Origin of the sequence: Rhodococcus sp. Eu-32, assembly GCF_003336925.1 — a bacterium.
GTDB classification, from domain to species: domain Bacteria; phylum Actinomycetota; class Actinomycetes; order Mycobacteriales; family Mycobacteriaceae; genus Rhodococcoides; species Rhodococcoides kyotonensis_B.
In genome coordinates this window covers 164089-191070 of sequence record NZ_QGNK01000006.1, presented here as the reverse complement: position 1 = coordinate 191070, position 26982 = coordinate 164089, and the positions used below count along the sequence as shown (strand labels likewise).

Annotated in this window: 23 protein-coding genes and 1 pseudogene; 12 read left to right on the top strand and 12 right to left on the bottom strand. The window is 65.6% G+C overall.

Annotated features, from left to right (window positions below):
- Nucleotides 1-2: 2 nt before the first annotated feature.
- Nucleotides 3-1637 carry an ABC-F family ATP-binding cassette domain-containing protein gene (locus DK926_RS09805; RefSeq protein WP_114330318.1) on the bottom strand — a complete coding sequence of 545 codons (1635 nt, stop codon included), beginning with the start codon at nt 1635-1637 and terminating at the stop codon, nt 3-5.
- A gap of 56 nt (nt 1638-1693) precedes the next feature.
- Here DK926_RS09805 and DK926_RS09800 point away from each other — a divergent pair, with 56 nt between their 5' ends.
- Entirely contained in the window at nt 1694-2542 is an 849-nt protein-coding gene (locus DK926_RS09800) for an aldo/keto reductase (RefSeq protein ID WP_068424652.1), read from the top strand.
- Between the two features lie 73 nt (nt 2543-2615).
- The gene (locus tag DK926_RS27010; RefSeq protein WP_243636735.1) at nt 2616-3455 is read left to right on the top strand and encodes a uroporphyrinogen-III synthase; all 840 of its coding nucleotides are present in this window, start codon (nt 2616-2618) and stop codon (nt 3453-3455) included.
- A gap of 13 nt (nt 3456-3468) precedes the next feature.
- Here DK926_RS27010 and DK926_RS09790 read toward each other — a convergent pair.
- The 7 genes and pseudogenes from DK926_RS09790 to DK926_RS09760 form a co-directional block, all read right to left on the bottom strand.
- A pseudogene (locus DK926_RS09790) lies at nt 3469-5364 on the bottom strand (MMPL family transporter); the annotation flags it as partial.
- A 198-nt stretch (nt 5365-5562) separates the two neighbouring features.
- Nucleotides 5563-6477: a VWA domain-containing protein gene (locus DK926_RS09785; RefSeq protein ID WP_114330316.1), complete on the bottom strand. Its 915-nt coding sequence runs from the start codon at nt 6475-6477 to the stop codon at nt 5563-5565.
- Between the two features lie 69 nt (nt 6478-6546).
- Complete coding sequence (locus DK926_RS09780; protein ID WP_114330249.1) at nt 6547-7482, bottom strand: MoxR family ATPase; 936 nt, start codon at nt 7480-7482, stop codon at nt 6547-6549.
- Nucleotides 7479-8315 (bottom strand): mycofactocin-coupled SDR family oxidoreductase, encoded by an 837-nt coding sequence (locus DK926_RS09775; protein ID WP_114330248.1) that lies wholly within the window; start codon nt 8313-8315, stop codon nt 7479-7481. The genes DK926_RS09780 and DK926_RS09775 overlap by 4 nt, the downstream gene beginning before the upstream one ends.
- Nucleotides 8312-9142, bottom strand: coding sequence for a mycofactocin-coupled SDR family oxidoreductase (locus tag DK926_RS09770; RefSeq protein WP_114330247.1), 831 nt, complete (start codon nt 9140-9142; stop codon nt 8312-8314). Before DK926_RS09770 ends, DK926_RS09775 begins: the two co-directional genes overlap by 4 nt.
- 12 nt (nt 9143-9154) lie before the next feature.
- A complete protein-coding gene (locus tag DK926_RS09765) occupies nt 9155-9976 on the bottom strand; it encodes a mycofactocin-coupled SDR family oxidoreductase (RefSeq protein ID WP_114330246.1) in 822 nt (273 codons plus the stop codon).
- Nucleotides 9977-10352: 376 nt separating this feature from the next.
- The gene (locus DK926_RS09760; protein WP_114330245.1) at nt 10353-11465 is read right to left on the bottom strand and encodes an NAD(P)-binding domain-containing protein; all 1113 of its coding nucleotides are present in this window, start codon (nt 11463-11465) and stop codon (nt 10353-10355) included.
- Between the two features lie 17 nt (nt 11466-11482).
- Here DK926_RS09760 and DK926_RS09755 point away from each other — a divergent pair, with 17 nt between their 5' ends.
- The 3 genes from DK926_RS09755 to DK926_RS09745 all read left to right on the top strand — a co-directional run bounded on the left by DK926_RS09755 (nt 11483) and on the right by DK926_RS09745 (nt 13775).
- Entirely contained in the window at nt 11483-12214 is a 732-nt protein-coding gene (locus tag DK926_RS09755) for an enoyl-CoA hydratase (protein ID WP_114330244.1), read from the top strand.
- A 209-nt stretch (nt 12215-12423) separates the two neighbouring features.
- Nucleotides 12424-13092, top strand: coding sequence for a hypothetical protein (locus DK926_RS09750; RefSeq protein WP_114330243.1), 669 nt, complete (start codon nt 12424-12426; stop codon nt 13090-13092).
- Between the two features lie 56 nt (nt 13093-13148).
- Nucleotides 13149-13775: an FHA domain-containing protein gene (locus DK926_RS09745; RefSeq protein WP_068424629.1), complete on the top strand. Its 627-nt coding sequence runs from the start codon at nt 13149-13151 to the stop codon at nt 13773-13775.
- Here the strand turns inward: DK926_RS09745 and DK926_RS09740 are convergent.
- On the bottom strand, nt 13758-14687 hold the full coding sequence (locus DK926_RS09740; RefSeq protein WP_114330315.1) for an alpha/beta hydrolase: 930 nt from the start codon (nt 14685-14687) through the stop codon (nt 13758-13760). The genes DK926_RS09745 and DK926_RS09740 overlap by 18 nt on opposite strands.
- A 226-nt stretch (nt 14688-14913) precedes the next feature.
- On the opposite strand from DK926_RS09740, the gene shbA reads away from it, so the two are divergent.
- Entirely contained in the window at nt 14914-15477 is a 564-nt protein-coding gene (gene shbA / locus DK926_RS09735) for an RNA polymerase sigma factor ShbA (RefSeq protein WP_114330242.1), read from the top strand.
- Between the two features lie 51 nt (nt 15478-15528).
- Here the strand turns inward: shbA and DK926_RS09730 are convergent, their stop codons facing one another.
- Nucleotides 15529-16329 (bottom strand): crotonase/enoyl-CoA hydratase family protein, encoded by an 801-nt coding sequence (locus DK926_RS09730; protein WP_114330241.1) that lies wholly within the window; start codon nt 16327-16329, stop codon nt 15529-15531.
- A gap of 29 nt (nt 16330-16358) precedes the next feature.
- Nucleotides 16359-17324 carry a hypothetical protein gene (locus DK926_RS09725; protein ID WP_114330240.1) on the bottom strand — a complete coding sequence of 322 codons (966 nt, stop codon included), beginning with the start codon at nt 17322-17324 and terminating at the stop codon, nt 16359-16361.
- Nucleotides 17325-17419: 95 nt separating this feature from the next.
- Here DK926_RS09725 and DK926_RS09720 point away from each other — a divergent pair, with 95 nt between their 5' ends.
- Nucleotides 17420-18004 carry a TetR/AcrR family transcriptional regulator gene (locus tag DK926_RS09720; RefSeq protein WP_114330239.1) on the top strand — a complete coding sequence of 195 codons (585 nt, stop codon included), beginning with the start codon at nt 17420-17422 and terminating at the stop codon, nt 18002-18004.
- A gap of 58 nt (nt 18005-18062) precedes the next feature.
- On the opposite strand, the gene htpG is transcribed toward DK926_RS09720, so the two are convergent.
- The gene (htpG, locus tag DK926_RS09715; protein WP_114330238.1) at nt 18063-19988 is read right to left on the bottom strand and encodes a molecular chaperone HtpG; all 1926 of its coding nucleotides are present in this window, start codon (nt 19986-19988) and stop codon (nt 18063-18065) included.
- A 198-nt stretch (nt 19989-20186) separates the two neighbouring features.
- Between htpG and DK926_RS09710 the strand changes: the two genes are divergently transcribed.
- The 5 genes from DK926_RS09710 to DK926_RS09690 all read left to right on the top strand — a co-directional run bounded on the left by DK926_RS09710 (nt 20187) and on the right by DK926_RS09690 (nt 26907).
- Complete coding sequence (locus DK926_RS09710) at nt 20187-21287, top strand: MBL fold metallo-hydrolase (RefSeq protein WP_114330237.1); 1101 nt, start codon at nt 20187-20189, stop codon at nt 21285-21287.
- 58 nt (nt 21288-21345) lie between these two features.
- Complete coding sequence (locus DK926_RS09705; protein WP_114330236.1) at nt 21346-23751, top strand: HAD-IC family P-type ATPase; 2406 nt, start codon at nt 21346-21348, stop codon at nt 23749-23751.
- A gap of 45 nt (nt 23752-23796) precedes the next feature.
- On the top strand, nt 23797-23985 hold the full coding sequence (locus DK926_RS09700; protein ID WP_068424611.1) for an antitoxin: 189 nt from the start codon (nt 23797-23799) through the stop codon (nt 23983-23985).
- Nucleotides 23986-24076: 91 nt separating this feature from the next.
- Nucleotides 24077-25714, top strand: coding sequence for a Na+/H+ antiporter (locus DK926_RS09695; RefSeq protein WP_114330235.1), 1638 nt, complete (start codon nt 24077-24079; stop codon nt 25712-25714).
- A 5-nt stretch (nt 25715-25719) separates the two neighbouring features.
- A complete protein-coding gene (locus tag DK926_RS09690) occupies nt 25720-26907 on the top strand; it encodes a lipase family protein (protein ID WP_243636734.1) in 1188 nt (395 codons plus the stop codon).
- Nucleotides 26908-26982: the final 75 nt, after the last annotated feature.

Sequence of the window (26982 nt, the reverse complement as noted above, 5' to 3'; positions counted from 1 at the left end):
AGTCACACCTCCGTCAACCGACCGCCGTCCATGACCCACCGTCGCGTCGCGCGGACGGTGTCGAGCATGCGGCGATCGTGCGTGACCAGCAGCAACGTACCCTCGAAGTTCTCCATCGCCCGTTCGAGTTGCCCGATCGCGGGCAGGTCGAGGTGATTGGTCGGCTCGTCCAGCACGAGCAAATTCACGCCACGCGCTTGCAGCAGGGCCAAGGCCGCGCGAGTGCGCTCACCCGGAGACAGAGAATCGGCGGCCCGCAGCGCGTCGTCGCCCCGCAGTCCGAATTTTGCGAGCAACGTACGCACATCGGCGTCGGGCCAGTCGGGAACTGCGGCACTCAATGACTCGGCCACGGTCGCAGCCCCGGTGAACAGCCCTCGCGCCTGGTCGATTTCACCGACCGCGACGCCGGAGCCCAGCGACGCGGTTCCTTCGTCGGGCACCAGTTTGCCGAGTAGTACCGACAACAACGTGGTCTTTCCCGAACCGTTCGCGCCGGTGATCAGCACACGGTCACCGAACTCGATCTGCGTCGTGACGGGTCCGAACGTGAAGTCCGGCCGACGCACGACTGCCCCACCGAGCACCGAGACGACGGTGCCGCTACGGGGTGCCGCGGCGATTTCCATCCGCAGTTCCCACTCCTTGCGGGGCTCCTCGACGACCTCGAGCCGTTCGATACGCCGTTGTGTCTGACGCGCTTTCGCGGCCTGTTTCTCGGTGGATTCCGCGCGTGTCTTGCGGCTGATCTTGTCGTTGTCCGTTGCCTTGCGACGCGCGTTCCGGACGCCGGATTCCATCCAGTTCCGCTGCATCTGCGCGCGGGACTCCAACGCTGCCTTCGTGTCGGCGTAGTCGTCGTACTTCTCCCGTGCATGCTGTCGCGCGATTTCCCGTTCGGCGAGGTAGGACTCGTAGCTGCCGTCGTACACGTCGATGCGGCGCTGACCCCGATCCAACTCGACGATGCCGGTGACCGTCCGCGCAAGGAATTCGCGATCGTGACTGACGACGACGATTGCCGCTCGCGTTTCCACGACGAACCGTTCCAACTGCTCGAGCCCCGCCAGATCGAGATCGTTGGTCGGCTCGTCGAGCAGAAGAATGTCGTACCGGGCGAGCAGAATGGCGGCGAGCCCTGCCCGCGCGGCCTGACCACCGGACAACGACGTCATCAGGGCAGAACCGTCGACCGCGAGACCGAGGTCGGCAAGCACCTTTTCGGTCCGTTCGGCCAGGTCGGCGCCACCCAGCGCCAGCCACTTCTCCAGCGCGGGCGTGTAGAGGTCCTCGTCCGAGCCCGAACCGAGCGCCTCGGCCGCGTCGTTCATCGTCTGTTCGGCGGCCGTGACTCCGGTGCGGCGACCGATGAACTGGACGACGGTTTCTCCTGCCAGGCGGTCCGGCTCCTGCGCGAGATATCCGACGGTGGCGTCGGGCGGGCTCGTGTATATCTCACCCTCGAACTCGGCTGTTCCGACGCCCGCGAGCAGCGTCAACAACGTCGACTTACCTGCACCGTTCGCGCCGACGAGGCCGATGACGTCGCCCTCGGTGACCGTGAGGTCGAGCCCGGCGAACAGGGTGCGGTCGCCGTGGAAGGCAGAAAGATCGTCGATGCGGAGCGTTGCAGTCACACCGGTCATTATCGCGTGCAGGGAACAGAGAAACCCCCTCGGGAGTTGGCATTCGTATGACGTTTTCACCGAAGACCAGTTCTGTTCCGACGATCGTGCTGAACGACGGGCACGCGATTCCCCAGCTCGGCTTCGGCGTGTGGCAGGTTCCCGACGACGGCGCGTACGACGCGGTCGCGGAGGCACTGAAGGTCGGCTACCGCAGCATCGACACCGCGAAGGTGTACGAGAACGAAGCCGGCACCGGTAAGGCGATCGCGGAATCCGGCATCGCACGCGACGAGCTGTTCGTCACGACCAAGTTGTGGAACGACGATCAGGGCTACGACTCCACGCTGACCGCCTTCGACGCCAGCATGGACCGTCTGGGACTCGACTACCTGGACCTGTACCTCATTCACTGGCAGCAGCTCGACCGTGACAAGTACATCGACACGTTCAAGGCGTTCCAGAAGCTGAAGGCCGACGGTCGGATCGGTTCCATCGGCGTCTCCAACTTCACCATCCCGACGCTCGAGAAGCTGATCGACGCGGTCGGCGAGGTTCCGGCCGTCAACCAGATCGAGCTGCACCCGCGGTTCAATCAGGAAGAGCTGCGTGCGTTCCACACGTCGAAGGGCATCGCGACCGAGGCGTGGAGCCCGCTCGGTTCCGGCACGATTCTGGACGACCCGGCGTTCGCAACCATTGCCGACGCGCATGGCGTCACCCCGGCCCAGGTCATCCTGCGGTGGCACATCCAGCTCGGCAACGTGGTGATCCCGAAGTCGGTGACGCCGGCGCGCATCGCGAGCAACTTCGACGTCTTCGGTTTCGAGCTGTCGAGCGACGAGATTCAGCAGATCAACGCGCTGGACACCCCGGACGGCCGCACCGGCCCTGATCCGGACGTGTTCGCGGCATAGCCACCCCTGCGTGCATAGTTGGGCAGGAGTCCGACTATGCACGCACAGGTGCGGAGCGCCTATCCTTTCCGGCATGGCTCCACTGTCGGGGAAGACGATCGCGCTGACCGCCGAACGGCGGGCGGACGAGTTCGCCGCGCTGCTCGAACGCCGCGGCGCACGGACCGTGCACGTCCCCGCGATTCACGTTCTCCCTCTTCTCGACGACTCGGATCTCCGTGAGAAGACCGCCGACTTCATCGAACGCCCTCCCGAACTGACGGTCATCAGTACCGGTATCGGTTTCCGCGGCTGGCTCGACGCGGCCGAGGGCTGGGGCAACCGTGAGGAACTTCTGGCGGCCCTCGGGTCCACGCGCATCATCGCGCGAGGCCCCAAGGCGCGCGGCGCCATTCGCGGCGCCGGCCTCCGCGAGATCTGGTCGCCGACGACCGAGGCATCCCAGGAAGTCGCCGATCATCTTGCAGCGGAAGGCGTTGCGGGCGTGGACGTCGCCGTCCAGTTGCACGGCACCATCACCGAGTGGGAGCCGACGATCCACCTCAGCGAGGCCCTGGGCAGACTCGGCGCCGACGTCCGCGCTATCCCCGTCTATCGCTGGATTCGGCCGGTCGATCAGCAGCCGCTGATCGACCTTCTGGCCGAGATCCTGAACCACGATGTCGACGCCGTCACCTTCACCAGCGCCCCGGCCGTCGCATCGATGTTGTCGACGGCCAAGGACAACGGCCTTCTCGACGAATTCCTCACTGCGCTACGAGGTCCCGTCGTCGCGATCTGCGTCGGACCGGTCACCTCGGCGCCGTTGGACGCTCTCGATGTTCCGACGCGTATGCCGGAGCGGGCTCGGTTGGGTTCTCTCGCGAAATATGTGGTCGAGCAGCTGGGCGCGGGTGCGCAGCCTGCGGAGTAACCCGGGTTCGCAGCCTCGTGGGTGTCCACCAATTCCATTGCCCCAGAAGCGTCATCGTCACCGGGACGAGCACCATGCGTACCACGGTGGCGTCGAGGAACACCGCCGTCGCGAGTCCGACGCCCATCATCTTGACCGTCACGTTGGCGTCCATCGCGAAGCCGAGGAACACCGCGACCATGATCGCTGCCGCGCTGGTGATGACCCGTCCGGTCGAGGCGACGCCGTCGACGACCGAGGTATGAGCGTCGCCGGAGCGCAGCCACAGTTCACGGACGCGTGAGAGCAGGAACACCTCGTAGTCCATCGAGAGCCCGAACAGAATCGTGAACATCAGAATCGGTACCCAGCTCGACACCGGTACCGCGTGCGGAAGCCCCAACAATTCTGTGCCCCAGCCCCATTGGAAGATCGCGACCATGACGCCGTATGCCGCGGCCACCGACAGCAAGTTCATCGCCGCGGCTTTCAGCGATACGACGATCGAACGGAACACCGCGGTCAGCAACACGACCGACAGAGCCACGACGAACGCGACGACGAGCCAGATCCGGTCGGCGAGTTTGTCGGTGATGTCCGCGAAGATCGGGGTCACACCGGTGACGACGACGCCGTCGCCTGCAAAGTCGGAGCGTAGTCGGTCGAGCAATTCGGTGGTCGCTTCGTCGGCGGGTCCCGTCGTCGGCTCGATCACGACGATCGCCGTGTCTCCCGCTGCGTTGACCATCGGCGGCATCACCGTGGCGATCCCCGGCTCGTCGGCCAATCGCCTTGTCAGGGAATCGATGTCGACCGTTGTCAGATCGACGGCCAGCGTGAAGGGCCCGTTGGCGCCCGGACCGTATTCGGCGTCGATCAGGTCGTAGGCGACGCGCGTGGTGTTCGACGTCGGCTGCGTTCCCGCGTTCTGCGGCCACAGTCGCATGTCGAGCACGGGTGCGGCCAGGATAGCCATCAGTACCAGTGCCGATACTGCCCACGCCACTGGTCTGCGACACACCATGCGTGCCCACCGCTCGGTTCGGGACGGGCCCACCGTGGTCCGCACCTTTCTGCCCAGAACGCGCGGGCCGGCAAGCGCGCACAGTGCAGGCACCAGAGTGACCGACGTCAGCATCACGGCGCCGACGACGGCCAGCGTCGCATACCCCATCGACGCGTAGACGGGCACGCCGGCGAGGCGCAGGCCGAGGAGGCACAGCAGAACCGTCGTACCGGCGAACACGACGGAGACGCCTGCCGTCGAATTGGCCTGTGCTGCAGACTCCGTCCGGGAGAGGCCCGATCGAAGACCGTCGGCGAAACGGGTGACGAGCAGCAACGCGTAATCGATGCCGACGCCGATGCCGACCATCGTCGCGATCGTCGGGGCCATGGGGCCGATCTCGGTGACGGCCGACAGCAACGCGATGATTCCCGTTCCGATCCCGACTCCGACGATCGCCACCGCGATCGGGAGCCCCGCCGCGACGACCGATCCGAACGCCACCAACAGAATGGCCAGCGCGACGACGATGCCGACTGCTTCGGCGACGCCACTCGGGGCGCTGATGTTCTCGGCCACCTGCCCGCCGAGTTCGACCTGCACGCCCTCGCGTTCGAGCGGTGCCGTCGCCGTCCGCAGTGCATCGATGCCCTCGGTCCCGGCGAAGTCGGTCACCGGAACGGAGTACTGGACGGCGATCAGCGCGGTGTCGCCGTCCGAGGACATCCGCGGGGGCGCTACCGTTCCGACGCCGTCGAGATCGCGGAGCCGACTGCCGAGGCCGGCCAGATCGGCCTGGTCGAGACCGTCGGGATCGTGGACGACGACGCGGGCGTCGGTTCCTGCCATGTCCGGAAATCGTTCGGCCAGCAGGTCGCTGCCCGCGACGGATTCGAGTCCGTCGACGTGATAGTCGTCCTGCATCTGGCCGCCGAACGCGCCTGCAGCGGCGAGCGTGGACACCAGCAGTACGACCCAGACCGTGATCGTTCGCCAAGGGTGTGCGGCGCACAGTGCGCCGAGTCTTCCGAGCAGAGTGCTCATGATGGTGCTCCTTCGGGTGTGGTGTGCACACACTGGCCGGAGCGACTTGGAGGGTTCTTGCAGCTTTCTGAAACGGTGTCAGAAGAACGCGCTCAGAGCGGGCCCGACGTCGCGGTACGTGCGGACCGTGCGGATCCGTCCGTGCCCGAGGCGCGCCAGATCGCGTCCCAGATCGAGGTCGTTCTCGCCGGACGTGTCGAGCAGGACGTCGAGACGCGGGATCGACGCGGCGATGTACCGCGGGTCGGGTCCGGCGTTGTGGACGCAGTCGGACAGCAGCACGACACGCGCATCACGCGACGACGTCCCGCGCAGTAGTCCGGCCGCGGTGTCGAGGGCGAACTGAACGTTGGTGAGTCCCTGAGCCGGAATTCGCAGAATCGTGTCGAGAATGCCGAGCGGCGTCATCGGATCGCCGAAGCGCGTGAGGACGGCAGCGTCGGACCAGAATGCGACGACCGCCAGGTTGTCCTGGTTCAGCTCGCCCGCCAACGCGCCGACGGTCGCCGCGGCCGTCCTGACCCGCTCACCCTTCATCGATCCGGAGATGTCGACGACGAGCACGATCGAGCGCTTGGTGTGCAGACGTTCCCGCACGACGATGTCGTCGTCCTCGGGCAGCGGATTCGCCGCCAGGATGTCGAGGGTGCGATCCATGTCGATCTCGTCGGACCCGCCGCGGTAGCGCAACGACGTCAAGTCGCCGATGCCGCGCCGAGCCCGCGCGTCGCGGCGTGGCCGTCGCACCGCCAGACGGGCAGCGATCTTACGGGCCCGAGCACGGGTGGCCGCGTCGGCCGACGACTCCTCCTCGGTCGCGTCGCGCAGCGGAATCACCTCCGCCGTCTCGTCGGTGAAACCGGGCGCCGACGGGTTGTTCTCACCCGTCGCCTTACCTGCCCGGCTGCGGCCGTCGACGACGAGGACGGCGCCGCTGCCGCCGGGCTTGAACAACGACGGGGACTCGTCGAGTTGTTTCGGCTTGCGGCGCAGTGGTTTCAGCGTTCCGGGCGTCGTCCTGCTCCCCGGCCTGCGCACCGGGGAATCGGCTTCGACGGCTCTTCAACCAGGCGCGGCCGCAGCAGGATTCAGGACGAAGTGGTCCTCCCAGAGTCGACGCAGGATCGTCTCCGGTGTCGCACCGGCGGTTTCGTCGACGTGGATTCGGCCGGACAGGGCCACGAGGACGGCGTCGAGCATCAGTGCCTGGTAGTCCTGCGGCAGGTCGCGCGGTGGCGCGATATCGGCGACGACGGGTATCGCGACCGATCGGAGATCGGCCAGCTGCTGCGCGACGAGCGTCAGGTCGATCGCCCCGCGGACACTGCTGCCCTGCGTGATGTCGTCCTGTTCTCGGGTCGCGCGGGTGATCGCGACGGCATCGGCGATCAGTCGTGGCGAGTCGGATTCCGTTCGGAGTGCGACGATTCCGCGTTCCGCTTCGGCGTCCTGATAGTCGATCGCGAGTCGGCAGAGGCGGTCGTGCACGCTCGTGGACAGGCGCGTCGTCCCGACGTTGTCGTACGGATTCATCGACGCGATGACGCGGAACGTGGGCAACGCATGCACCGTCCCGACGCGCGGGATCGTGATCCGACGCTCGGCCATCGCCGTCAGGAGCGTGTTCAGCGTGTCCTCGGGCGCGCGGTTGAACTCCTCGACGTACAGGAATCCGCCGGAGCGCATTGCCTCGACGAGCGGACCCGGTACGAAGTTGTCCTCGCTGTAATCCTCCCGCAGAACGCGAGCAGGGTTGTGGTGTCCGACGATTCGTGCAGGCGTCAAGTCCGCATTGCCCTCGACGAACAGCAGCGGAATGCCCCACTCGGCGGTGATCGCACCGAGAAGTGTGCTCTTGCTGGTGCCGGGCGGGCCTTCGATGAGCATGTCTCGCCCGGCCGCTACCGCGGCGAGCACCAGATCCAGTTCGTAATCACGACCGACGAGATTCGCCGCGATACGGCGGCGAATCTCGGCGATCGACATCAGCGACGTCATTTGATCGTGTACCCGGCGTCCACGGGAAGTGTTGCGCCGGTGATGTATCGAGCCTCGTCGGACACCAGGAACGCAATGGCGTTGGAGATGTCGATCGGCTCGACCCACGGAATCGGCAGCGTGTTCGTCGTCGCGAAGATCGGTTCTGCCTTCTCGCGGGTCGGATTCGGATCGTCGGGTGCGAACAGTCCCCACGTCTTGCGGTTCTGGATCATCACCGTGTCGACGCCGGTCGGGTGCACGGTGTTGACACGAATGCTGTGCTGGCCGAATTCGTTCGCGAGTGTGCGCATGATGCCCACGACGCCGTGCTTGGTGGCGGTGTAGTGCACGGTGTTCGGTGTGCCTTTGAGACCCGCGGTCGACGACGTCAGCACGATCGACCCTCCGCGGCCGCCGGTGATGAGATGGGGGAGTGCGACCTTGCACGTGTTCCAGACGCCGGTGAGGTTGACGTCGATCATGTTCTGCCAGGCGTCGTCGGTGATGTCGAGGGCGGGCGCGATCTCGAACACGCCCGCGTTGCCGAGGACGATGTCGAGGCGGCCGAGTTCGGCAACCCCGTCGTCGACGGCTTTCTTCAACGCGGCGCTGTCCCGCACATCGGCTTTCGTCGCGACGATCCGACGGTCCAGTGCCTCGACCTGCTTCACGGTGTCTTCGAGATCCGATTCCGTTGCAGCCGGGTACATCTCGATGGTGTCGACGGGTCCGCACAGGTCGACGGCGATGATGTCCGCGCCTTCCTGGGCGAGTCTGAGAGCGTGGCTGCGGCCCTGGCTGCGTGCTGCCCCAGTGATGAAGGCGACCTTGCCTTCGAGTTTGCCGGTCATTTGATCACCGATCCTGCGTCGACGGGAAGTTGGACGCCGGTGATGTACCGGCCCTCGTCGGAGACGAGAAATGCAATGGCGTTGGAGATGTCGACAGGTTCGACCCACTCGATCGGCAAGGCGTTCAGCGTCTTGAACGCCTCGGCCGCGTGGTCCTTCTGCGGGTTCGGGTTGTCGGGGAGAAACGTCTTGTACGTCTGTTCGTTGTGGATCATATCGGTGTTCACCGACGTCGGATGCACCGAGTTGACCCGAATGTTGTACGGCGCGAACTCGTTTGCGAACGTCTTCACCAGGCCGACGACACCGTGCTTCGCGGCGACGTAGTGCGCGAGATTGCCCAGGCCCTTGATGCCCGCCGTCGACGACGTCAGCACGATCGCACCGCCGCGTCCGCCGGCCTTCAAGTGTGGCAACGCCGCACGGACCGTCTTGAACACGCCGGTGAGATTGATGTCGATCATGTCGTCCCACATCTCGTCGGTCAGTTCGTCGACCGGCGCGAAGCTGGCGATCCCGGCGTTGGCGAGGACGATGTCGAGTCGGCCGAGTTCTGCAACGCCGTCGTCGACGGCCTTCTTCAGTGCCGCGGTGTCGCGGACGTCGGCTTTCGTGGCGACGATGCGACGATCGAGCGCTTCGACTTCCTTGACCGTCTGTGCAAGATCCTCCTCGGTGGCGAGCGGGAACCCGACGGTTCCGACCTGCTCGCAGAGGTCGATCGCGATGATGTCCGCGCCCTCCTGGGCGAGTCTGACGGCGTGGCTGCGGCCTTGTCCGCGGGCGGCGCCGGTGATGAACGCTACTTTCCCGTCGAGCTTTCCCATGGATGAAATCCCTTATTTCGCAGTGAAGCCCGCGTCGACGGGCAGAGTGACTCCGGTGACGTAGCGGGCGTCGTCGGATACGAGCCACGCGATCGCGTTGCTGATGTCGATCGCCTCGATCATGGGGACGGGAAGCAGATTGCCGATCATCGCGGCTGCTTCGGGGTTCTCCGTCAACCATTTCTGCATGACGTCGTTGTCGACCATCGGCGTGTTGACGCCGGTGGGATGCACCGTGTTGACGCGAATGGAGTACTGCGCCAACCAGTTCGCGAACGTACGCATGAGTCCGACGACCGCGTGCTTGCTCGCCGCATAGCCGTCGCCTGCTCCGGTGCCGTTGCCACCCGCGCCCGACAGGCCCTGCGTCGAACTCGTCAGAACGATCGAACCGCCCTGACCCTTCTCGATCATGCTGGGCACCCCGACCTGGACGGTGTTCCACACACCGAACAGATTGACCTCGACGACGTCGCGGAACGTCTTCGTCTCGTCCACCGCTTCCGCGCCCTGCGGTGCGATGCCCGCATTCGCGAGGATGATGTCGACCGGCCCGAGCTCGGCGACCGCACCGTCGACGACGGCTTTCAGCGCGTCGTAGTCACGGACGTCGGCTTCCTTCGCGACGATACGACGGTCGAGGGCTTCGACCTCCTTGACCGTCTGCGCCAGATCCTCCGACGTCGCCATCGGGTAGAAGACCGTGTCGATCTGCTTGCAGATGTCGACCGCGATGATGTCGGCGCCCTCCTGGGCGAGTCTGATGGCGTGGCTGCGGCCTTGTCCGCGTGCCGCGCCGGTGATGAGTGCTACTTTCCCGTCGAGCTTTCCCATGGTCGAACTTCCTTGTTCGGTTGGTGAAAACAGTACGAGCGCAAAACGATTGGCCCGCCGGGGCGCTGTGTGTTTCGCGGCAGGATGTCCGAATTGGAGGACATGAGAAGAAACGTATCTGACACCGAGTGCAGAAGTGGGCGATTTGGTCGAAATTTCTATCTGGTACTCAGGGTGTCAAGTAAGTAGGTGTCGTCCGCACCCCTTGCGACCGCGCATCTTCCAGTAAATGCGCAGGTTGCAACGTGCGCAACTGTTGAAACCTGCGCGGAGCGGGTGGCACATCTCCTGCCGCGCACCTTCCAGCGAATGCGCAGGTTGCAACGTGCGCAATTGCTGAAACCTGCGCGGAGCGGGGTGTTCGGACCCCCGAGAATCAACCCAAGGTCTCCAGTAACTCCGATACCGCTGCTCTGCCCGCGCGGTTCGCGCCGATCGTGCTCGCCGACGGCCCGTAGCCGAGCAGATGCACGCGGTGATCCTTCGCGACGCGGGTGGCGAGCCGCCCGTCCATGACGATTCCGCCGCCGTGACCACGCAACCTCAGCGGCGCCAAATGGTCGAGCGCACTGCGGAATCCGGTGGCCCACAGTATGACGTCGGCGCGCACGAAGGATCCGTCGTCCCACCGGACGCCGTCGGGCTCGACCGAGGTGAACATCGGCCGCCGCACCAGAACTCCGCGATCGCGCGCTGCCTTCAACCTGTCGGTCAGCAGCAGACCCGTCACCGAGACGACCGAGCCCGGCGGCAGGCCTGCGCGCACGCGTTCCTCGACCATCGCCACGGCCGCACGTCCGGCTTCGGGGCCGAAGTCGCTGTCACGAAACTCGGGTTCCCGACGCGTCACCCACGTGGTCGAGGTGACCAGTGAGATCTCGTCGAGCAGTTGCACCGCCGAGATTCCGCCGCCGACGACGATGACGTGTTGGCCGGCGAACTCGTCGGCGGTCCTGTAGTCCCTGGTGTGCAGCTGTCGTCCGCGGAAGGTCTCGGCGCCGCGGTAGCGGGGGATGAACGGCTTCTCCCACGTGCCGGTCGCGTTGATCAGGCCGCGCGCCGACAGTACGACGTCTCCGGCCTCGACGCGGAAGCGCGGTTCGCGGTCGCAGACGACCGTGACGGTGACGGGCCGTCGTACCTGCAGGTCGAACTTCTCTTCGTAGATCCGGTAGTACCGAGGCACCGCTTCGGCGGCGACGACGCCGTCGGGGGCCTCGCCGGTCAGTGTGTGCGCGAATTCCATGCCGGGGAGGTCGTGGACGCGATTGACCGTGCTCAGCGTCAACGACGGCCAGCGGTACTGCCAGGCGCCGCCGGGTTCGGGGGATCGATCGAGCACGACGAACCCGTCGCCGGGCGCCAGGCCCGCCCGACGCAGGTGATATCCCGCGGAAAGGCCGGCCTGCCCGGCGCCGATGACGACCACGTCTGTCTCGATCACGGTTCCCAGTAGATCAGCCCGTCGAGCGCAGTCGTTCGTACCCATGAGTAACGTCTGCACTCATGATCGGACAGACACGGGACGGCGCTGTCGTCACCCTCGAACTTCAGCGTCCCGAGCGGCGCAATGCACTGAACACCGAGCTGTGCACGGCCTTGCGGGCCGGCATCGAAGACGCGGTCGCGACGGACGCGCGGGTCGTCGTCATCACCGGGCAGGGTTCCAGCTTCTGTGCGGGCGCCGACCTCAGTGGTGACGATTTCGCCGCGGACTTCCCGCGAGCACTGGAACTGCTGCTCCGGTCGGTCGACGGCGCGCCGATCCCGATCGTCGCGGCCGTCAACGGGCCGGCCGTCGGCGCAGGCACTCAGTTGGCGATAGCCAGCGACCTCCGCGTCGTCGCGGACGGTGCGTACTTCGAGATCCCGTCGACACGCCTCGGTATCGCCGTCAACAACTGGACGATCAAGCGACTCGCCTCACTGGCTGGGTCGAGTGCCGCGCGCACGATCCTCATGGGAGGGGAGCGGCTCGACGCCGAGCGCGCTTTCTACAGCGGTTTGGCGAACAAGCGTGGCGACCTTGCCGACGCGCAGGAGTGGGCTGCGTCGATCACCGAGCTCGCCCCGCTCGCCCTTCGCCACCTCAAGCTCGTGTTCAACGACGACGGAACGCACGAGGAGGCCACCCAGGAGCAGCTCGAAGCGTTCGGGGCAGCGTGGACGAGCGAGGACATGAAGGAAGCGCGACGCGCACGCAAGGAGAAACGCGCTCCGAAGTTCCAGGGCCGATGAACGTCCGGCGTGGGAAATAGTAGGCTCCCCGTTACCATTAGTTGAAAGTTTCCAAATCCGTTCTGTCCCTTTGATGTGACTCTGCACCGTTGTTTACGCGACGGCCTTGCCGTGGATGCGTTCGGGTCATGTGCAGGTCCCCGTTCTCCCCGTACGTTTGCGCCGCACCCGACCGGGTGCGTACGTACTTTCACCGGGAGACGGGGAACATGAGAATCGGTAAATTCGCAGCCACGTCGGCATTGGTCGTCGCGGCCATGACGACCGCAATGGGAACGTCCTACGCGGACCCGGCTCCGGCTCCGGCGCCGGTCGGGTGGAACGTCACGCAGAGCGGCAATCAGGTCATCGTCGACACTTCTGCCGGAAGTCTCAGCAACGAAGACGATCACCTGGTCGTCCGCGACGCCAGCGGCGCCGTGGTCGACTCCGTGCCGCTGTCCCTCGCCGTCGACGGCTTCGCTCACCCCGTCGCCGCGGACATCGACGGCAATCACGCCGTTCTGACGGCCGACGTCACCCCCGCCGCTGCCACCCCCGTGTCGACGCAGCTTCCCGGTCTGCAGCAGGTCGACCTGCCTGCCGCCGTCGCAGGCGTCAAGGACAACCTGAGTCTGACGGCTTCCGTCGGTGGATTCCTCGGTGCCGCAACGGGTCTCGTCGGCGGATGCCTTCTCGGTGCCGTCGCCGCCGGCGTCGTCTCCGCACCGGCGGCGCTGTTGTTCGGCGCAGGTCCGATCGCCGGATGCATCGGTGGTGCACTGCTGCTCGGCTCCACGGCGTCGCTCGCCGGAACCGCTGTCGGTGGCCTCGGTGCCGTCGCCGCCAATGCGCAGCAGTTCATCATCCTGCTGAACGCGCCGCCTGCCAAGAAGTAGCCAGCGATCGCCGCTACGTCTTGCTCTGACCGAGTCCGGGAGAGCAGGATGTAGCGGTGAGTGGGGGCGAACACGAGGATCCGCGGCTCCAATACGAGGGCAAGGGCGGCGAGCGGCACGAGGTGACACTGTCGCCGGATCGCAGCCGCCTCACCGTCGGTAGATCACCACACGCCGACATCGCGTTTCCCGAGGATCACGAGGTATCGCGTCTGCACGCGGCCATCGAATGGATGGGTACGCACTGGACCGTCGTCGACGACGGTCTTTCTCGTAACGGCACATTCGTCAACGGAGATCGATTGACGGGCCGACGCAGTCTGCGTCAGGGCGACACCATCCGCATCGGCAGCTCGTTGCTCACGTTCCACGACTTCTCCGGACTCGGCGACGAGGCGACGCGTATTGCCGCCGAGATGCCGAACACCCGCTCGCTCACCGACACTCAACGGTCGGTCCTCGTCGCACTGTGCCGGCCGTACAAGCACAACGCGACGTTCGCCAACCCGTCGTCGAACCAGCAGATCGCGACCGAGATCTTTCTCAGCGTCGACGCCGTCAAAACGCACCTGCGAGTGTTGTTCGCGAAGTTCGGCGTCGAGGACCTTCCGCAGAATCAGAAGCGCGTGCGACTCGCCGAACGCGCACTGCAGAGCGGCGTCATCTCACAGCGCGATCTCTAGCGTCCTGGTATCGGCGATCGCGCGCTCGACGAGCGTCGCCACCGCGTCGGCAACCTCGCGTGCACGTTCGAGGACGACCATGTGACCGGCCTTCTCGACGGTGACCAGGCGCGCTGCCGGGAGGTGGCGCGAGATCGCCTCCGAATGCCGCATCGGGGTCATGACGTCGTCGGACCCGCAGAGCACGAATGTCGGGACGACTGCCAGAGCGGCGATGGACTTCGACTCGTCGAAATCGTGCAGCGACTTCAGGAACGCGGCCATCGTGACCACGGACGTGTCGTTCAGCATCGCGGTAGCCACCGCGACGACCCGTGGGCTGACGCGCCGGGACCCGCAGCCTGCCGCCCGGACGATCGGGGCGCAGATTCCCCTGCTGAGACGCTTGGAACGCCCCATGACCGACGGTGCGTGACGCACCGCGGACTGGAACATCGACACCAGCGGATGTGCCAGATAAGCCCCGAGACCGTCCTCCGCCAGGCCCGATGCAGCGGTGGCGACGAGGCCGACGCCGACCAGCCGATCACCGAGTTCGCCGAGCTGCTGACGCGCGTACGCCATGGCCGTCATGCCGCCCATCGAATGTCCGACGACCACGTAACGGCCCGTCGGAACCGTGGTTCTGACGACGGCGGCGAGATCACGGCCGAGTTGTTCGATCGTGTACGTGGATGCGTCGGCGCTGCCGGACGCGCCGTGGCCGCGGTGGTCGTAGGAGACCATGTGGATGTCGTCGCCCCACGTCGCGGCGAGCTCGTCCTGAACGTCGGCCCACGATTCCTTGGCGAGACAGTGACCGTGCACGAAGACCACCGTCATCGGTGCATTCGGATCGCCCGATTCGCGGACGGCAAGGGCTGTGCCGTCGTCCGCGACCACTGTGCTCCGTCCCTGCGTCCGCTGCCTCATGGGTCCTCCGATGTCCGGTGGTGTGTACGGGGTTTCGCCTGTACCGCTGAATGCGTTACGTCCCACTACTGTCGTCGACTTGCACGCGTCGTCGAACCCTCCCGACGACTGACGAAAGATCACCCCCCGGGGTGCACTTGTTCACCCTGGGGTGGGTAGTGACCAAACCGGAATCGCCGCAGTATCGAATCATCGACAGGGGAGTTCGGCAGGGAGGACGTGAGCGATGACCGTGGTAGACATCGTGGACACACTCGAGGCGCGCGTGCCGCAGGCAGTGGCCGGTGACAAGGACGCATTGGGAGACGTGATCGCTCTGGTGCGGCCACACCTCGAGCGTTACTGCACAACGCGTTCCGGCAATCTCGACGTGTCCGCGGACGACGTGGTGCAGGAAGTCTGTCTGGCGCTCGTGACGGCGGTGCCGACGTATCGTGATTACGGCAAACCGTTCATGGCCTTCGTCTACGGCATCGCATCGCACAAACTGGCCGACGCGGGCCGCAAAACCGCTCTGCGACGGGCGTATTCACTCGAACTCGTGACCGACGAACCGAGTACCGACGACGGTCCGGAACAGCACGCACTGAATTCCGAATTGCACAGCGACGCCACAGCGTTGATGAACACACTTGCCCCGAAACTGCGCAAGATCGTTCTGATGCGCGTCGTGTGGGGACTGACGGCCCCCGAAACCGGTCGGGCGCTCGGAATGAGCGCGGGCGCGGTGCGGGTCGCCCAGCATCGGGCGATGAATCAACTCCGCGCGGAAATGGCGATGAGCGCGTAGCCCGTGCGTGCGAATGTACAGCCCGCTGTACATTCGCACGCACGAGGCGCGTCAGCGGCCTTCGAACCTCGGCTCCCGCCGGTCCAGCATCGCGTTCACGGCTTCGGAGTGGTCCGACGTCGTGTGCGCGATCGCCTGATACGCCGCGGACAGTTCCAGCAGCGACTCGAGGCTCTGGTGCTGACCTTCGCGCAGGAGTTTCTTCGTCATCCGCAACACCTGCGGTGGGTTGACGGCCACACGTGCCGCCAGCGCGTGCGCCGCGGGGAGCAAGTCGTCCGCGTCGACCACCTGCGACACCATGCCCCACTCGAGGGCCGTCGACGCGTCGATCGCCTCACCGGTGAACGCCATCTCGCTCGCCCGAGCCATGCCGACGGCCCGCGGCAGCAGCCATGCACCGCCGTCGCCGGGAATGATGCCGACCTTGACGAAGCTCTCCGCGAACTTCGCCGTCGTCGACGCGATACGCAGATCGCACATCAGCGCCAGGTCGCACCCCGCCCCGACGGCCGGACCGTTGACGGCGGCGATGGTCGGAATCTCGCAGTGGTACAACGCTTTCGGAATGCGCTGGATGCCGTGACGGTAGCCCTGCCGCAGTTCGGCCGGGCTGCCGCCGAACATTCCTTCCTTGTTTCGCATGTGCTTGACGTTGCCTCCGGACGAGAACGCGGACCCGGCGCCGGTCAGAATCGCCACTCGCACACTGGGGTCGCCGTTCACGTCCCGAACGGCGTCCTCGAGCGCGTCGATCGTCTCGATCTCCGAGATCGGGTTCCGCGCTTCGGGATTGTTCAAGGTCCATACGACGACGTCGTCGCTGCGTTCGATCAGTACCGGGTCCGTCACGTCCAAGGCCTCCATTCGATGGTCGGTGCCTACAGTGCAACACGCTCCGGCTCGGCGACCGAGCTTGCTCGCACGATCGACGCGCGTGTCGCGGCCGTCGTCGTGCGGTGTCCGACGGCCATGAACACGCCACCCAGCGCGACCCATGCGATCAGCACCCACCACGCCTGAGCGGTCGATGCCTCGGGAAAGTAGGACAGCGTCCGCATCAGTGTCGACCCGGCGCCCGGCGGCAAGAACTGTCCGACGGCACCCCACGGCGCAGGCAGGAACTGCGCGGGTTGCGTCGCGCCGGCGATCTGATTTCCGACGAACATCATCAGTACCGCGACGACGCCGATGCCCGCCGGCCCGATGATCGACGTCAGGCCGACAATCGGGGCACTGACGGCCAGAACCGCGAGGGCTGCCGCGGCCACGTCGAGAAGCACGGGTCCGTGGAGGATGCCGAACCACCCCTGGGTGATGGCCACGACGACAACGCCTGCGCCGACGCCGTAGACCGCGGTCGCGAGAAGCCGTCGCCAAACGCCCCTGGTGGTCATCGAGATGACGACACCGCCGATGATGCCCCCGATCACCAGCGGGAACGCCATCGCCGACAGGCCGGCGCCTCGCGCGTCGGTCGACGCCAGCGGCACGACGTCGGTGACCTGAGCATTCATCGCCGACGCAACTCCGGTGAGCATCTGACCGACGACCGCGCCGTTGGCGGAGGCCGTCAGAACCTCCGGGGTCGGGCCGAGAACGACTGCGCCGTACACGTCGCGCGATTCGATCCGCTGCACAGCGTCGTCACGGCTCGCCGCCGTCGTGACGTCGAACTGCTCCGACAATCGGCTGGTCACAGCGGGTGAGTCGCCGACGACAGCGACAGGAATCTCGTGGAGCTTCGACGTGACGGACGGCCACAGGAAGGCGAGGACGACGACGGCCAGGGCTGCCGAGCCGGCGAGTGCGACGGCGACGGCGCGGGGCCAGGTGGTGAGCTTCATGGTTCGACTCCTAAAGAAAACGAATAATCGTTCTTTTATGCTGGGACGTCAGGGGCCAGTTGTCAAGAACGAGCATTCGTTTTTAATATGGCCCGGTGCCCAAAGTGAGCGAGGACCACCGCGTCGAGCGTCGACGTCAGATCATCGATGCGGCGATGACGTGCTTCGCGCGATCGGGGTTCGAGGGCACGTCGATGGCGGACATCATCGCCGAATCAGGGTTGTCGGCCGGCGCGATCTACAGCTACTTCAAGAACAAGCAGGAGCTGATCCTGCAGGTGACGCGTGATGTCCTGAGGAGCCGGTCCGAGGACCTCGACGGGCTGGAGAAGCAGGATCCGTTGCCTCCGCCGCAGGCTGTCATCCGCATGTTCCTGGCGGGGATGACACGCGACATCGGGAACCCGAGCATCCTGGTGCAGATCTGGGCGGCGGCGGCAGCAGAGCTGCGCGAGACGTCGACGGTGATTCCGGTCGTGGTGGAACTGCGGGGGCTGTACGAGCGCTACCTGCGAGTCTGGTTCGCGCAGAAGGGTTTCGAGGACTCCGACGATCGTGCGCGGGCGGTCGCGCCCCTCGTCGTCGGGCTGTGTCAGGGGTACATCCTGCAGTCGGCGCTGCTACCCGACTTCGACGGCGAGCACTATCTGGCCGCGTTGGACGAGCTCGGGTTCGCCTAGCACGTGAGTGGGAATGTAGAGCCTGCTCTACATTCCCACTCACGTGCGACGAAGTCGCCTACACCGTCCGCGTCAACCGGTCGGCCAGCAGACGCGAGAACTTCGCGGGATCCTTCAACTCGGTGCCCTCGGCGAGAAGTGCCGTGGCGTAGAGCAATTCGGCGGTCTCGGCCAACGAAGGGTCGTCACTGCGATCCTCGCGTGCCTTCTTCAAGCCCGTCACCAAGTCGTGTGTCGGGTTGAGTTCGAGGATGCGCTTGGACGTCGGAATGAACTGTCCCGACGCCTTGTACATCTTCTCGAGCTGCGGGGAGAAGCTGAACTCGTCGCCGACTACGCACGCGGGCGACGTCGTGAGACGTGACGACAGGCGAACTTCCTTGACGTCCTCGGACAAGGTTTCGCTCATCCACTTCAGGAGCTCTTCGAACTCCTTGTCCTGCTCCTCGCGCTTGGCTTCGGCTTCCTTCTTCTCCTCCTCGGTGTCGAGGTCGACCTCGCCCTTGGAGATGGACTGGAATGGCTTGCCGTCGAAGTCGGGAACGTTGCCGACCCAGACCTCGTCGACCGAATCGGTCAGCAGCAGAACTTCGAGGCCACGAGCCTTGAACGCCTCCATGTGCGGCGAGCTCTCGATCTGCTGACGGGATTCGCCCGTCATGTAGTAGATCTGCTCCTGGCCGTCCTTCATCCGGTCCACGTACTCGGCCAGCGTCGTGAGGCCCGACTCGGAATGAGTCGACTCGAACGACGACACCTGCAGCAGCGTCTCGCGGTTGTCGGAGTCGGAGATCAAGCCTTCCTTCAGCGCCCGACCGAACTGCGACCAGAACGTCTGGTACTTCTCGGCGTTCTCGCTCTGGAGTTCCTTGATCGTCGACAGGACCTTGCGCGTCAGACGTCGTCGGATCGCGCGAATCTGCCTGTCCTGCTGCAGGATTTCACGTGAAACGTTCAGCGAGAGATCCTGTGCGTCGACGACACCCTTGACGAACCGCAGGTACTCGGGCATCAGCTCTTCGCAGTCGTCCATGATGAAGACGCGCTTGACGTACAGGTGCACGCCCGTCTTGCCCTCGCGCATGAACAGATCGAACGGCGCCTGCGACGGAATGAACAGCAGCGCTTGGTATTCGAACGTTCCCTCGGCCTTGAACGGGATGACCTCGAGCGGCTCGTCCCATGCGTGGCTGACGTGCTTGTAGAACTCCTTGTACTCGTCCTCGGACACTTCGTCCTTGGGGCGAGTCCACAGTGCCTTCTGCGAGTTGATCGTCTGCGTCTCGATCGTGGTGGTGTCCTCGGCGCCCTCTTCGGTTGCCTTGACGGTCTTCTCGACGTCGATGCGAATCGGCCAGGCGATGAAGTCGGAGTACTTCTTGACGAGCTGCTTGATCTTCGATTCCGACGCGTAGTCGTGGAGGTGGTCCTCCTCGTCGGCCGGCTTGAGATGCAGCGTCACGGACGTGCCCTGCGGGGCGTCGTCGACGTCGGAGATCTCGTACGTGCCTGCGCCGTCGGACTCCCAGCGCGTCGCGGTGCTCTCCCCGGCCTTGCGCGTCAGCAGCGTGACCTTGTCGGCGACCATGAACGTCGAGTAGAAGCCGATGCCGAACTGACCGATCAGCTCTTCGGACGCGGCCGCGTCCTTGGCTTCCTTCAGCTTCTTGCGAACCTCGGCGGTGCCGGACTTGGCGAGCGTGCCGATGAGGTCGATGACCTCGTCGCGGGTCATGCCGATGCCGTTGTCGCGGATCGTCAGGACCCGCGCCTCCTTGTCGATCTCCAGTTCGAGGTGAAGATCGGAGACGTCGACGTCGAGGTCCTTGTTTCGGTACGACTCGAGCCGCAGCTTGTCGAGTGCGTCGGACCCGTTCGAGATGATCTCGCGAAGGAAGCTGTCCTTGTTCGAGTAGATGGAGTGAACCATCAGGTCCAAGAGCTGGCGCGTCTCGGCCTGAAACTCACGCTGTTCGGTGGTCATGACTGGGTGCGATCTCCTTTCAGAGCAAAAACGACATCGAGAATTCTACTTCCGTACCGGGGCGCCGAGCTGCGGGAGATGGCCGTTACGCCCAGGGAGAACACGACGGGAACATCGGTCCACGTCAGGGACCGCAGGCGACGGGATCGACGCGGTGACCACGCCCTCGATCGCAGCAGTTCACCTATCGTGGCTTCGGTGACGAGCAAATCGATCGTGCCTCTTGCCGTGGGTGTAGCAGCTGCTGCCTGGGTGACGCGTGCCGCGTGGGGTCTGCCCGCGCAGATCGGTGCCACCGCAGCGAAGATCGCGCCGTACGCCGCGAACTCCGCGCGCTACCGCGACCGCCGGTTCCACAACAGCGAGCCGAGCTCGAGTTTTACCGGCGGCAGCGGCGAGTCCCTCCTGGTGTCGTTCCTCAAGCGTCGATCTCACGGCAAGCCGCAGCGACCGGTCCCGTTGGCGCCGACGATCGCGCCGGTCGACGCCGGGGAAACGGCCGTCACCTGGTACGGGCATTCGTCGGTGCTGATCGAGCTCGACGGTCGACGGATCCTCGCCGATCCGGTGTGGAGCAACCGTGTGTCGCCGTCGCGCACGCTCGGGCCGGCCCGGCTGCATCCGACGCCTCTGCCGCTGCGCGCGCTTCCGAAGGTCGACGCCATCGTCATCTCGCACGATCACTACGACCATCTGGACAAGGCGACCATTCAACGGCTTGCGAGCCTGCAGGACGCGCCGTTCGTCGTGCCGATCGGCATCGGTGCGCACCTGCGGCACTGGCGGATTCCGGAGGACAGGATCGTCGAACTCGACTGGGACGAGCAGACCGAGATCGACGGTCTGACCATCACGTGTACCGAGGCCAGGCACTTTTCCGGTCGCGGACTCAGGCGTGACCTGACGCAGTGGGCGTCCTGGGCGTTCGCCGGGCCGGAGCATCGCGTCTTCTTCGGTGGTGACACCGGATACACGGTCAAGTTCGCCGAGATCGGTGCCCAGTACGGCCCCTTCGATCTGACGCTGCTGCCGGTCGGTGCCTACGACCCGCGCTGGGCCGACATTCACATGAACCCCGAGGAAGCGGTCCGCGCGCATGAGGACCTGAACGGTGGTGTTCTGGTCCCGGTCCACTGGGCTACCTTCAACCTCGCCTTCCATCCGTGGTCGGAGCCGATCGTCCGGCTGAAGGCCGCGGCGAACGAGGCAGGAATCACGACGGCAGTGCCGATGCCGGGTCAGCGGGTCGACGTCGCTCACGGCGTCGCCGACGACCGTTGGTGGGCACGGCTCGGATGACGGCGAACGCATAGGCAGGAGTGGAGCCTGCAGGAACGACCCGATTAGGCTAACCCCCATGTCGATCGAGACGGACGAGCGCGAGGGCGGATTGACCGAAGCGCAGGTGGCGCAGCTTCGGTCCGAGGGGAAATCGAACGACGTCCCGGCTCGTGCGAGTCGGTCCGTCAAGGACATCGTTCGGGGCAACGTCTTCACCCGAATCAATGCGATTCTGGGTGTGTTGCTGCTGATCGTGTTGTCGACCGGGTCGATCGTTGACGGCATGTTCGGCCTGCTGATCATCGCGAACAGCGGTATCGGCATCATCCAGGAGATTCGCGCCAAGAAGACGCTGGACGAACTGGCCATCGTCGGCCAGAACAAGCCCGTCGTACGACGCGACGGCGTGGCCCGCGAGGTCGCGCCCGACGAGGTCGTCCTCGGCGACGTCATCGAACTCGGACCGGGCGATCAGATCGTTGTCGACGGCGAGATCATCGAGACGGCCAGCCTAGAGGTCGACGAGTCCCTGCTCACCGGCGAGGCCGACGCTGTCCACAAAACCGATGGCGCACAAGTACTTTCGGGAAGTTTCGTCGTCTCGGGCAGCGGCGCCTATCGGGCGACCAAAGTCGGACGCGACGCGTACGCCGCCCGGCTCGCCGAGGAAGCCAGCAAGTTCACGCTCGTGCATTCCGAACTGCGCAGCGGCATCGACAGGATCCTGAAGTTCATCACGTACCTGATGATTCCGGCGGGTGCGCTGATCATCTACAACCAGCTGTTCTCGAGCGGTCAGTCGCTCGGGCCCGCGCTCAACGGCATGGTGGCCGCGCTCGTGCCGATGGTGCCGGAAGGCCTCGTGCTGATGACGTCGATCGCGTTCGCGGTCGGTGTCGTTCGCCTCGGCCAGCGCAAGTGTCTCGTGCAGGAACTTCCCGCGATCGAGGGTCTCGCGCGCGTCGACGTCGTCTGCGCGGACAAGACCGGAACCCTCACCGAGAACGGTATGCGCCTGTCGGAGCTGCGTGTCGTCGAGGACGGCGACGGCGGCCTGCTGACGCAGGTGCTCGCTGCCCTCGCACACGACGATCCGCGGCCGAACGCCAGCGTGCTCGCCATTGCCGAGGCCTTTCCCGACGATCCGAACTGGACCGAGACCGCCGTCGCACCCTTCTCGTCGGCGAAGAAGTGGAGCGGGCTGTCCTACGGGGACCACGGCAACTGGCTCCTCGGCGCCCCGGACGTACTGCTCGACGCGGACACTGTCATCGCGCGCCAGGCCGAGGATGCGGGCTCGTCCGGACTGCGTGTCCTGCTGTTGGCCAGCAGTGACCTGCCCGTCGACGACGTGAACGCTCCCGGCCTCGTGACGCCTCGGGCCCTGGTGATCCTCGAGCAGAAGGTGCGTTCCGACGCCCGCGAGACCCTCGACTACTTCGCCAGCCAGTCCGTCTCGGTCAAGGTCATCTCCGGCGACAACGCGGTGTCCGTCGGCGCGGTCGCGGGCTCGCTCGGATTGGAGGGCAGCCCCGTCGACGCACGCACGCTGCCCGAGAACGACGACGAACTGGCCGACACCGTCGAAAGCGGCATCACCTTCGGACGCGTGCGTCCCGATCAGAAGCGGCAGATGGTCGGCGCGCTGCAGTCTCGGGGGCACACCGTCGCGATGACCGGCGACGGCGTCAACGACGTGCTCGCCCTCAAGGACGCCGACATCGGCGTCGCGATGGGTTCGGGAAGCGCGGCAACGCGCGCGGTCGCACAGATCGTGTTGCTGGACAACAAGTTCGCGACGCTGCCGTATGTCGTCGGTGAAGGTCGACGCGTCATCGGCAACATCGAACGCGTCTCGAATCTGTTCCTCACCAAGACGGTGTACTCGGTGCTGCTCGCGTTTCTCATCGGGATCTCGGGTGTGCTGTCGCAGATCTTCCACTTCGAACCACTGCCGTATCCGTTCCTGCCGAGGCACGTCACGATCGCAGCGTGGTTCACCATCGGCATTCCGGCGTTCATCCTGTCGCTCGCGCCGAACAACGAACGCGCACGCACTGGATTCGTGGGCCGCGTCATGCGTCTGGCGGTGCCGTCGGGACTGATCGTCGGTGTCGCTACGTTCGTGTCGTACCTGCTCGCGTACCAGGGGCCCGAGGCGTCGGAAACCCAGGTGACGCAAGCCAGTACGACGGCACTGATCACGTTGATCATGATCGCCGTCTGGGTTCTCGCCGTCGTCGCGCGGCCGTACGTGTGGTGGAAGATTCTGTTGCTCGCCGGGTCGGTCGTCGGCTACCTGCTGCTGTTCACGATCCCGTTCTGCCGCACGTTCTTCAAGCTGGACCCGTCGAACATCGCCCTGACGACGACGGCGCTCGTCATCGGCGCAATCGGCATCGTGGCAGTCGAAGCAGCCTGGTGGATCAGTGCGGCGCTGCACGGAGAAAGACGACGCCTGTTTGCAGGCGCACCGGCCTGAGTAAGCTTTTCGGGGTCGGACACAACCACACGAGATGGAGCGATCATGGGTTTCGCAGACAATCTGAAGGGTCTCGTCGACAAGGGCAAGAAGGCCGCTGCCGAGAACTCGGACAAGATCGAGAGCGCCGTCGACAAGGCCGGTGACTTCATCGACAACAAGACCGGCGGCAAGTATTCCGACAAGGTCGACAAGGTTCAGGAAGCCGCGAAGAAGGCGATTCCGGAAAAGTAGGCGCGTAGCGCCCGTGCGTGAATAGTCGGCCCCTGGACACGGCCCCTGGGCCAACTATCCACGCACGGGTGCGTTGGCGCACTATGTTCGTGTGGACGGACCGATTCTTCTCCTCGTGGTGATTGCCGCCGTCGCAGTTGCCGGTTTCGCGAAGCGTCTCGATCTGCAGGTTCCGCTCGTCCTGGTGACTGTCGGGTCCATCGCATCGTTCGTTCCCGGCGTCCCGCACATCACCCTCGCGCCGGATCTCATCCTCGGTGCGGTTCTGCCCCCGCTCCTGTACTCGGCTGCGCTCGACTTCTCGTTCGTCAGTTTCCGTAAGAACCTCGGCCATATCCTGCGGCTCGGCATCATCATGGTCGTCGTGACGACCTTCGCCGTCGGCTACTTCGCCAACTGGCTCGTCCCGGAACTGACCCTCGGTGCAGCACTCGTGCTGGGCGCCGTCGTCGCACCTCCCGACGCGGTCGCGGCCGTCGCCGTCGGCCGAAAGCTCGGCCTGCCGTCGCGCATGATGGCGATCCTGACGGGTGAGAGTCTCGTCAACGACGCCGCCGCACTGACACTGTTCACCCTCACGGTCGCGTCGGTTACCGGTAAGAAGATCGCCATCGACTCGCCCGTTCTGTTCTTCGCATACGAGATCGTCGGCGGAGTTCTGATCGGGCTGATACTGGCGAGAATCGTGCGTTTCGTCCGATCCCGTATCCAGGACTCGGCCTTGGAAACCGTTCTCGGCCTCGTTCTTCCGTTCGCCGCGTACCTCGCCGCCGAGGAGATACACGCGTCGGGTGTGCTGGCCGTGGTGACGGCGGGATTCGTGCTCGGACGCGTCACCGCCGACGTCCCGGTGACGACGCGAATCCAGGAGCGGCAGGTGTGGCCGACCCTGGACCTGCTGCTCGAGGCATTCGTGTTCGCGTACATGGGTCTTCAGCTGAAGTCGGTCATCGCAGAGGTCGAACGGAACGGCCTGCCCGTGCTGCACATCTTCGCCTACTCGCTGCTTATTCTCGCGGTCGTCATCGCGGTGCGGCCGGCGTGGATCTTCGTCAACACCGGTCGACGGGCCGCAAGCCGAAAACTGCTGCGACGGAACGGATCCTCCGGCACCGATGCGGTGGGTCTCACGTGGCGGCAGAACCTCGTGCTGTCCTGGGCCGGGATGCGCGGTGTCGTCACGCTCGCCGCGGCATCGGGTGTACCACTCGTGACGGTGACGGGCGATCCTTTCCCGGGCCGCGGCGTCATCCAGGCGGTCGCGTTCGTCGTTGCCGTCGGAACACTGTTGATCCAGGGTCTGACGCTGCCGATGCTGATCCGCCGCCTCGACGTCGCGGATCCGCTCGAGCAGCAGCAGACGGAGCAGCAGCATGCGTTGGCCCGCGCGATTTCTCGGGCAGCCGCCGAGACGTACCTGTCCGAGGTGGCCTCCGACGGCATCTCGGGGTCCGACAAGGAATCGGTCGACGCGGTGCTCGACCGAGTGCGACGCTCGGTCCGCGCCCGACTCGAAGCCGACGCGGCCGAGGACCACGAGGAACGGAAGAAGTCGGTGAGTGCGACGTTCGACCGGTTGCGACGAAACGTTTTGGCGGCGCAGCGAACTGCGCTCGTGAAAGCGCGTGACTCCGGCGATCTCGACGACGAGGTGCTGCGGGAGGTTCTGGACGGTCTCGACGTCGAGGAGGCTGCCGCCGAGGCGCGAATCGAACGGCGTATTCGGTGACGCGGGTGGCAGCGATATTGGCCGTCGCGGTCTGCGTGCTGGCGGGTTGCGCTCAGCCACAGGCAGAGACGAAGCCACAGGCGGAAACACAGCCGCATTCGGCGGTCGTGCCTGCAGCCCCGGTCGGCGACGAGAGGGGCGCAGTGGTCTCGTCGTTCGCCATGGGTCATGCGGACTTCGCGGTCCGTGTGCTCGGTGCGACGGCGACCCGCGTCGTCTACCGGTCCACGTCAGGGGACGGCACTGCAGGTACCGAGGTGTCGGGCGTCGTGTTCGCACCGAGCGGAGCGCCGCCCGCGGGTGGATGGCCCGTCGTGTCCGTCGCGCACGGGACCACGGGCGTCACCGACGAATGTGCACCGTCGCTGTATCCGAACCTGTTGGGCACCATCGGAACCGTCGCACCGTTCCTCGAACGCGGCATGGTCGTCGCCGTCACCGATTACGAGGGTATCGGCACCGACGGACCGCACCCGTATCTCGATCCCGACGCCGCCGCGTACAACGTGATCGACATCGTGCGTGCGGCACGTGCGCTCGTGCCGGGAACCGGAACGCGATGGGGTGCCATCGGCAATTCGCAAGGAGGACAGGCGGTCTGGGCTGCGGCGGAGCGCGCGGACTACGCTGACGGTCTCGATCTCGTCGGCGCGGTCGGTCTGTCGCCCGTGTTGGATCTGAGCCCGCTGTATCGAAGCGGTGCGACACCGACCCTTCCGCAGGCGTTGCTGACGCCGTTCCTGGTCGACGGTGTGCAGTTTCGGCAGCCCGACGTCGACGCGTCCGAGTACATCCGCGGCGTCCTGAGCAGCGAACGACGTGCACTCACCGCGTGCACGGATCTGCTCGGAGTGCAGAAGGCCGAAGCCGCAACGCGTCTGACGCCCGGCGATTCCGCGCCTGCCACCGAGGCGTCACGACTGCGCATGGAGGAGTGGCTGACGTCCGTCGCGCTTCCGCGTGCGCAGTCGTCGGTTCCGTTGGCGGCGTTCGTCGGCGACCAGGATCAGTTGATCGACCCGAAGTGGACACAGGACGCCGTCGCCGAGGCATGCTCGTTGGGAGACGTCGTCGAACTCCGGCGGGACCCGGGACAAGGTCATTCCGACCAGGCTGCGATTCCGTACGGAGTGTCGTGGCTGTCCGACCGTTTCGCGGGTGTGCCCGCACCGAACACCTGCGCAGGAGGCTGAGGGCCGTGCTGGATCGACCGACGCAGCTCGACGCGGAGCGGCAGCCCGAGTGAACTCTGCGCCTCTCTGGCTCGC

Coding starts and splice junctions, on each gene's coding strand:
- DK926_RS09800 (WP_068424652.1), top strand. CDS start 1,694: ATGACGTTTTCACCGAAGACCAGTTCTGTTCCGACGATCGTGCTGAAC.
- DK926_RS27010 (WP_243636735.1), top strand. CDS start 2,616: ATGGCTCCACTGTCGGGGAAGACGATCGCGCTGACCGCCGAACGGCGG.
- DK926_RS09780 (WP_114330249.1), bottom strand. CDS start 7,482: ATGACGTCGCTGATGTCGATCGCCGAGATTCGCCGCCGTATCGCGGCG.
- DK926_RS09775 (WP_114330248.1), bottom strand. CDS start 8,315: ATGACCGGCAAACTCGAAGGCAAGGTCGCCTTCATCACTGGGGCAGCA.
- DK926_RS09770 (WP_114330247.1), bottom strand. CDS start 9,142: ATGGGAAAGCTCGACGGGAAAGTAGCGTTCATCACCGGCGCCGCCCGC.
- DK926_RS09765 (WP_114330246.1), bottom strand. CDS start 9,976: ATGGGAAAGCTCGACGGGAAAGTAGCACTCATCACCGGCGCGGCACGC.
- DK926_RS09760 (WP_114330245.1), bottom strand. CDS start 11,465: ATGGGTACGAACGACTGCGCTCGACGGGCTGATCTACTGGGAACCGTG.
- DK926_RS09755 (WP_114330244.1), top strand. CDS start 11,483: ATGATCGGACAGACACGGGACGGCGCTGTCGTCACCCTCGAACTTCAG.
- DK926_RS09750 (WP_114330243.1), top strand. CDS start 12,424: ATGAGAATCGGTAAATTCGCAGCCACGTCGGCATTGGTCGTCGCGGCC.
- DK926_RS09740 (WP_114330315.1), bottom strand. CDS start 14,687: ATGAGGCAGCGGACGCAGGGACGGAGCACAGTGGTCGCGGACGACGGC.
- shbA (WP_114330242.1), top strand. CDS start 14,914: ATGACCGTGGTAGACATCGTGGACACACTCGAGGCGCGCGTGCCGCAG.
- DK926_RS09725 (WP_114330240.1), bottom strand. CDS start 17,324: ATGAAGCTCACCACCTGGCCCCGCGCCGTCGCCGTCGCACTCGCCGGC.
- htpG (WP_114330238.1), bottom strand. CDS start 19,988: ATGACCACCGAACAGCGTGAGTTTCAGGCCGAGACGCGCCAGCTCTTG.
- DK926_RS09705 (WP_114330236.1), top strand. CDS start 21,346: ATGTCGATCGAGACGGACGAGCGCGAGGGCGGATTGACCGAAGCGCAG.
- DK926_RS09700 (WP_068424611.1), top strand. CDS start 23,797: ATGGGTTTCGCAGACAATCTGAAGGGTCTCGTCGACAAGGGCAAGAAG.